The sequence below is a fragment of the Synechococcus sp. OH2 genome (assembly GCF_047462155.1).
Classification (GTDB): domain Bacteria; phylum Cyanobacteriota; class Cyanobacteriia; order Thermostichales; family Thermostichaceae; genus Thermostichus.
The window spans coordinates 46013-51671 of record NZ_JANSIR010000083.1 but is presented as its reverse complement, the minus strand read 5'-3'; the positions used below and the strand labels follow the sequence as shown (position 1 = coordinate 51671).

General features: G+C 59.9%; 8 protein-coding genes. 6 read left to right on the top strand and 2 right to left on the bottom strand.

The window, feature by feature from the left end; genetic code table 11:
• The 4 genes from NW835_RS07690 to NW835_RS07675 all read left to right on the top strand — a co-directional run.
• Positions 1 to 346 (top strand): TOBE domain-containing protein (locus NW835_RS07690; RefSeq protein ID WP_414414961.1); only part of this gene is annotated, 346 nt, incomplete at its 5' end.
• A gap of 466 nt (positions 347 to 812) precedes the next feature.
• Complete coding sequence (locus NW835_RS07685) at positions 813 to 1697, top strand: Tic22 family protein (RefSeq protein ID WP_414414960.1); 885 nt, start codon at positions 813 to 815, stop codon at positions 1695 to 1697.
• Between the two features lie 11 nt (positions 1698 to 1708).
• The gene (gene prmC, locus NW835_RS07680) at positions 1709 to 2590 is read left to right on the top strand and encodes a peptide chain release factor N(5)-glutamine methyltransferase (protein ID WP_414364572.1); all 882 of its coding nucleotides are present in this window, start codon (positions 1709 to 1711) and stop codon (positions 2588 to 2590) included.
• 128 nt (positions 2591 to 2718) lie between these two features.
• Entirely contained in the window at positions 2719 to 3489 is a 771-nt protein-coding gene (locus NW835_RS07675; protein ID WP_414364574.1) for a sensor histidine kinase, read from the top strand.
• Positions 3490 to 3653: 164 nt separating this feature from the next.
• Here the strand turns inward: NW835_RS07675 and psb27 are convergent, their stop codons facing one another.
• Positions 3654 to 4055, bottom strand: a complete 402-nt coding sequence (gene psb27, locus NW835_RS07670; RefSeq protein WP_414414959.1) for a photosystem II protein Psb27 — start codon at positions 4053 to 4055, stop codon at positions 3654 to 3656.
• 72 nt (positions 4056 to 4127) lie between these two features.
• Here psb27 and NW835_RS07665 point away from each other — a divergent pair, with 72 nt between their 5' ends.
• Both NW835_RS07665 and NW835_RS07660 read left to right on the top strand, forming a co-directional pair.
• Positions 4128 to 4868 (top strand): NnrU family protein, encoded by a 741-nt coding sequence (locus NW835_RS07665; RefSeq protein WP_414371218.1) that lies wholly within the window; start codon positions 4128 to 4130, stop codon positions 4866 to 4868.
• A 31-nt stretch (positions 4869 to 4899) separates the two neighbouring features.
• Positions 4900 to 5295 carry a thioredoxin family protein gene (locus tag NW835_RS07660; protein ID WP_414371294.1) on the top strand — a complete coding sequence of 132 codons (396 nt, stop codon included), beginning with the start codon at positions 4900 to 4902 and terminating at the stop codon, positions 5293 to 5295.
• Here NW835_RS07660 and NW835_RS07655 read toward each other — a convergent pair.
• On the bottom strand, positions 5232 to 5659 hold a 428-nt coding region (locus NW835_RS07655; protein ID WP_414414958.1), incomplete at its 5' end, for a hydantoinase B/oxoprolinase family protein. The two genes, NW835_RS07660 and NW835_RS07655, sit on opposite strands and share 64 nt — an antisense overlap.

Sequence of the window (5659 nt, the reverse complement as noted above, 5' to 3'; positions counted from 1 at the left end):
AGAATTCATCGCCCAGGCCAACTTTCTGCGCTGTGAGCGGCGGGAGTCTGGTTGGCAAGCTAAGGAGCTGCTGCAGATTCCCTCCCAGTTTCTCCGAGATCAGCCCGATCCCCATCTGCGCGAGGGAGAGTTGATGATCCGGCAGGAGGAGTTACGTCTGCATCCGGATCCGCAAGGGAGAGTTACCATTCGGGATCGTCAGTTTTTGGGGCGGGAGTATCGCTATTGTCTGGTCACAGAGACGGGCAAGGAATTGCACGCCCTGGCGCGGGAAGCTTTGCCCGTGGGCACGCGGGTTCAAGTTACCGTCGAGCAGGGCCGTCTGTTCCCCCTTTCCCAACCTTAGGCAGTAGCGGGCCCCCAGCAAAACCGATCGGGAAGCAAGAGCTTTGCCTAGTGGGAATTGGCCTTCTCAGCCCAGACTCTGCATCCAGAGGATGGAGGGGCGATCTGTATTTGGTGTGGCTCCGCTTTGTTGGACTCCGTATATAGTAGGAGGTGATGCGGGATCCCCACCCAAAACAGGGTCTTTACCCCTCGACAGGGGTTGAGCAAATGCTTTAACCTTGCCTTCTAGGGTGGCCCAGGGGCGCTCGTCAAAAAGGGTAGAGGGGGGGTAGTGTCAGCAAGGGCCAGTTCGCCAGGCGCTGTCCCCAAAGTCCCAAGAGTGTGCCGCATCGCTCGCCCGAGCTGTGTTGAGCAAGGTAAGCTTGGTCAGCTCTTCTTGGGCAGAGGCCGTCGGTTAGGGTCTTAGGGATCTGACCCCATAGCAACGAAGACAAGGCGCAAGGCCGGGAGTAGAGATGAAAAGGATGCGCAGTAATGCAGTGCCGCTTTTGGGATCCCTTTGCCGCCGCGCAGCTCAGGCAGGTGGGCGGGCTGTGTTCGTAGCAGCAGTTCGCAGCACTCTCCTGCTGGGGGTGGCGGGGGTGATTTGGGGGGGAGCTCCTATTTTTGCTCAAGGGGGGCTCCTCTTGACTCAGGCAGTGGCAGCTCCCATGAGTCGTCAAGAAGTGGCGGAGCGGCTGAATCTGGTGCCGGTTTTTGCCATCGTGTCTCAGAACGGCACCCCTGTGGTCGCCAACGTAGAGCGGGAGGGGCGCACCATCCAGGTGGCTTCTTTTTGGCTGGATCAGAACCAAGCCCAGCAAGCGTTGCAGCAGGTGAAAGCCAAGAACCCTGAGGTGGGTCAGCAGGCCCAGGTGGTGCCCATTCCCTTGGGCTACGCCTACGAAAAGTCGGAAGAAGAGCGGGCCAAGAATAGCGATCTGTACTTTGAGGTGGTGCCCCGGGCTGCTGATGTGGAGGCGGCCAAGCAGGTGCTGAAAGAAACGGGTCAGGAGGTGCCGCCGGAAGTGATCGGCGTGCCGCTGTTCTATGGCCGCTCGGGAGAGGGGCTGCTGACCATCGAGCAGGATGGCCAGGAGGTGGTGCCTTTCTTCTTCGACCGCAACGACCTGAAGGGGGCTTTGGATCGGGCGGCGGCGCAGAACCCAGAGGTGGTCGGCAAAACCCAGATCGAGGTCACTTCCTTGGCCATCGTGGTGGAGCGCATGTTAGCCCCTGATGCCCAGGAGGATGTGCAGAAGATTGCTTTCATCCCCCCGCGCGCGTCGCTGGAGTACGTGCAATCGTTAGTTCGCTCTGCCACTCCTCAGCCCAATTCACCTGCCACTCCCCAGCCTCAGCGGCGTTGACCTAGCTCCTGATGGGATCCCCGCTGGTGCAGCAATTGCTGGCCTGGCGTGCCCAGGCTTTGCGGGCGGCGCAAGCTGCCGGCATCTCTCCTCAGGAAGTGGAACTTTTGCTGAGGGAACGGCTGGGCTGGGGATCGTTGGAGCGCTTGCTGGGTCGGCCCCCGACGGTGCAGGGGGATCCCCTGGCGGAGGTAGAGGAGCTGTGGCGGCGCCGGCTGACAGAGCGCATCCCTCTACAGTACCTGCTGGGAAGGGTAGAGTGGGCGGGTTTGAGCTTGCGGGTAACGCCAGCGGTGTTGATCCCACGCCCGGAGACCGAGCTACTGGTGGAGCAAGCCTCCCTTTGGTTGAGGTCTAACCCGCTGCCGCCGGGATCCCTTTTTGCCGACCTGGGCACCGGTAGTGGGGCAATTGCCATCGCTTTGGCCCAGGGGCATCCCCAGTTGCAGCTTCTGGCGGTGGACGTGAGCCCAGAGGCTTTGGCCGTTGCGGCAGCCAATGTGGCGGACTATCATCTGCAGGAACGGGTGAAGCTGTTGCAGGGATCCTGGTTTGTGCCTTTGGATCCCTGGCGAGGCCGGCTGCGTGGCCTGGTTTCCAACCCGCCCTACATCCCCACTGGAGAGCTGGCCTACCTCATGCCCGAGGTACGGCTACACGAGCCACGACAGGCCCTCGATGGGGGGGAAGATGGGCTGGTGCACTTGCGCCTTTTGATTCAAAAGGCACCGGATTACTTGGCCCCCAACTCCTTTTGGGCGGTGGAGGTGATGCAAGGCCAAGCCCCTTGGGTGGTGGAGCAGTTGCAGGCCAGAGGCGGCTATCAGCAGATCCAAGTCCACAAGGATCTGGCTGGAATTGAGCGGGTGGTCAGCGCCCATTTCGTCGGCTAGAAAGTTGGAAAGAAAAAGGTAGGATCCAGGAGCGCGCTGCTGTCAAATTAGCTAAAACCCAAGGCTCTCCATCCGAACACATCACCAGATCTCCTACCTTTCGTCCAAAGTACCTCTTGAGGAAACCCTTGCCTGCAGCAAAACCCGATCCTCCCTCCCAGCAGGCCGCTGCTGCCGCCGGGCAAGAGGCGGTGGACTGGCAGTTTGCGTTTGAGCGCTCGGAGGTGATGCGCGCCTTTCAGCAGGAGCTGCTCGTCAGTATTGGCCACGAGCTGCGCAACCCCCTCAGCAGCCAGATGGGATCCCTGCAGTTGGTGCTGTCCGATCTGTGCGATTCCCGCGAAGAAGAGCGGGAGTACCTGCAAAGTGCCAAAGAAGCGGTGGAGCGCCTGATCAAGTTGCTCGAGGAGTACACTCGCCTGGCTCGCCACGACCTGCCCATTCAACCCTTGCAACCGGAGCCGACCCGACTCCGCCCCCTCCTTCAGGATGTGTACAGCCTAACTCGCCTACAGGCCCAGGATCAGGGCATTCGCTACGAATGGCCGACCCTACAACCGCCTTCTGCCTCTGAGCTGCCCGCCTTCTCGGAGAGCCTTATGGTTTGGGCAGATCGCCACGGTTTGGTGCAGGCCCTGCTGGGGGTGTGTCGCTGGGGTATTCGCACCCTACGCTATGGTTCGATGACTCTGCACCTCTACCCCATCGCAGCAGCAGAGGGGCGCCTTTGCCTAGAGTGGAATCTGGAAGGGCGGTGCCATGTGCCCATCCAAACAAAGGGTTGCGCTGCTTGGCGGGTGAGCGAGCGGCTCCTGAGAGAAATGGGGGGCGATCTGGAGCTTTGCGAAAGCAGCCTCCACCGGGTTGTTATCAAAGTAACCCTGCGCCTTGCCCAGTAAATCTCAGACAAAAGAAGATACCCTTTCCTGCGAGGGAGAACTACTCTTCCTCCTCGCCTTTGGGAAGAGCGCCGTGGACGACCTCGACTTTTGCAGGCCGACAAGAGCTTGGCTGCACTAGGGGCAATTTGCCTGTGACTTGGATCTGGGATATCTAACAAAGCTTAACCTTCGCGGCGCAGGGCCAGCTCAGCGCGATCCAGTTGCATCAGCACCCGCTCCACCTTCTCCGGGTCAAGAGGCCGGTTGGAGGTGCGGTAGTGGGAGGCCACGGTGTTGAACACGGTGCGCAGAGTAGTGAAGGATTGCAGCTTGTCGTAGCGATGGCCATGGTAGCGCCCTGCGAATTCTTGCATAGCCTCCATCACTTCCGCCCGCGCCTCTGCCGGGTTCATCACGGGATCCGCTTCCGAAAGGACGGTGCGCAGCGTCTGAATCAGAGTCATGCTGTCTTCGTAGTACTTGCCGGTGAGACGGGCCGCCTGAGCACTTGCGGTCGTCCAGCCCAGCACCAGGATGACCGAGAGCAACAGGCTGAGAAGGCGTAGAAAAAAAGTTTTCAGCATGGGAAGCTTGCCTTATGTAACTTATCTTTAAGCATAAGTCACAGCGACGCCGGAAGAGGAGCCATTGAGAAGATGCCGTCCACCTTCTTCAACCACTTGCTGCCGGAGCTCGCCCAGTACAGATCCCACGCGATCATGTTGGCCCTGATTTTGGGGTTTGCTTGTGCTCACAGTGGGCTGGCCTACTTGCGCCCCTGGGGAGAAGCTTGGCTGGGATCCCGTCTGTACCGCCTTCTTTTTGCGCTGGTCAGCCTCAGCTTGGCGCCGCTGCTGCTGATCTACTTCTTTAACCATCGCTACGACGGCGTGATCCTTTGGGATCTCCATGCTGTCCCCGGCATTCACACCACCGTTGTTCTTTTGTCGGCGCTCTCGTTTTTCTTTTTGTATCCGGCCACCTTCAATTTGCTGGAGATCGCTGCCATTCAGAAGCCGGAGATCCACCTGTTTGAGAGCGGGATCATCCGCATCACCCGCCACCCTCAAATGGTGGGCCAGGTGATCTGGTGTGTGGCCCATTCCCTTTGGATTGGCTCCAGTTTCATGCTGGTCACTTCCCTGGGGTTGGTGGCCTATCACCTGTTCGCCGTCTGGCACGGGGATCACCGGCTGGAGCGGAAATACGGTCAGGCCTTCCGCGATCTCAAGGCCCGTACTTCTGTGATCCCCGGCTTGGCCATTCTGCAGAAGCGCCAGCAACTGCAACCGCGAGAGTTTCTACGCTGGGCCTACCTGGGAGTGTTCAGCTTCGTAGTGATTCTTTACGCCCTCCACCCGCAAATGATATCTGCAGCCAGCAGAGTTGCCTGGTAGCATGATCCCAAAGAACTTCTTTAGTTTGGGAGTGGCGATCTTGCAAGTTGCACTTGATGCTTTTAATCAAGAACTTTTGACAAGCGATGGATGGGTTTTGGTGGATTTTGGCGCCCCTTGGTGTGGCCTGTGTCGTTTCATTCAGCCGATTACCGATCGCCTCGCCTCCGAGTGGGGAGGGTCGATCAAGGTGCTGCGGGTGAATGTGGACGACAATTTTTGGCTGCCGCGCCGCTATCGGGTGCGCTCGCTACCAACCTTAATTTTGTTTGAGAAAGGTCAAGAAGTGCATAGGTTAGAGCACTTCGCCAGCCGTGATGATGTGCTCCGCCGTTGCGAGCAGTTGTTTCTCGCTCATCTGCGCTATTTGGGCCCGCCAGGCCCCTCTTCTTCCCTAGCTCCCCAGGCACCGCCGCCAGGGGTGTAGAGGGTGAGCACATCGCCGGCTTTTAAGGGGCGGCTGATCTTGCTGGGCAAGGGATCCCCGTTGACGAGGTTGATCCCCACCTGGCCAGGCTCGCCGCCTTCTTCCCCTTGGGGGGCATGGTGACGCCGGTCGGTGAGCAGGGAGAGGGTGCAATCTTGCAAGGTCTGGAGGGAGCGGATCAGCCCCCAGCCGCCCCGCTGGCGGCCATGGCCGCCGGAATCCGGGCGTAGCTCATAGCGCAGCACCCGCAGGGGATACTCCAGCTCCAGAGCTTCGATGGGGGTGTTGAGGGTATTGCTCATGCCCACGTGGACACCGTCCAGGCCCGGTCGCTGCCGGCTGGCTCCTTGGCCGCCCCCCAGGG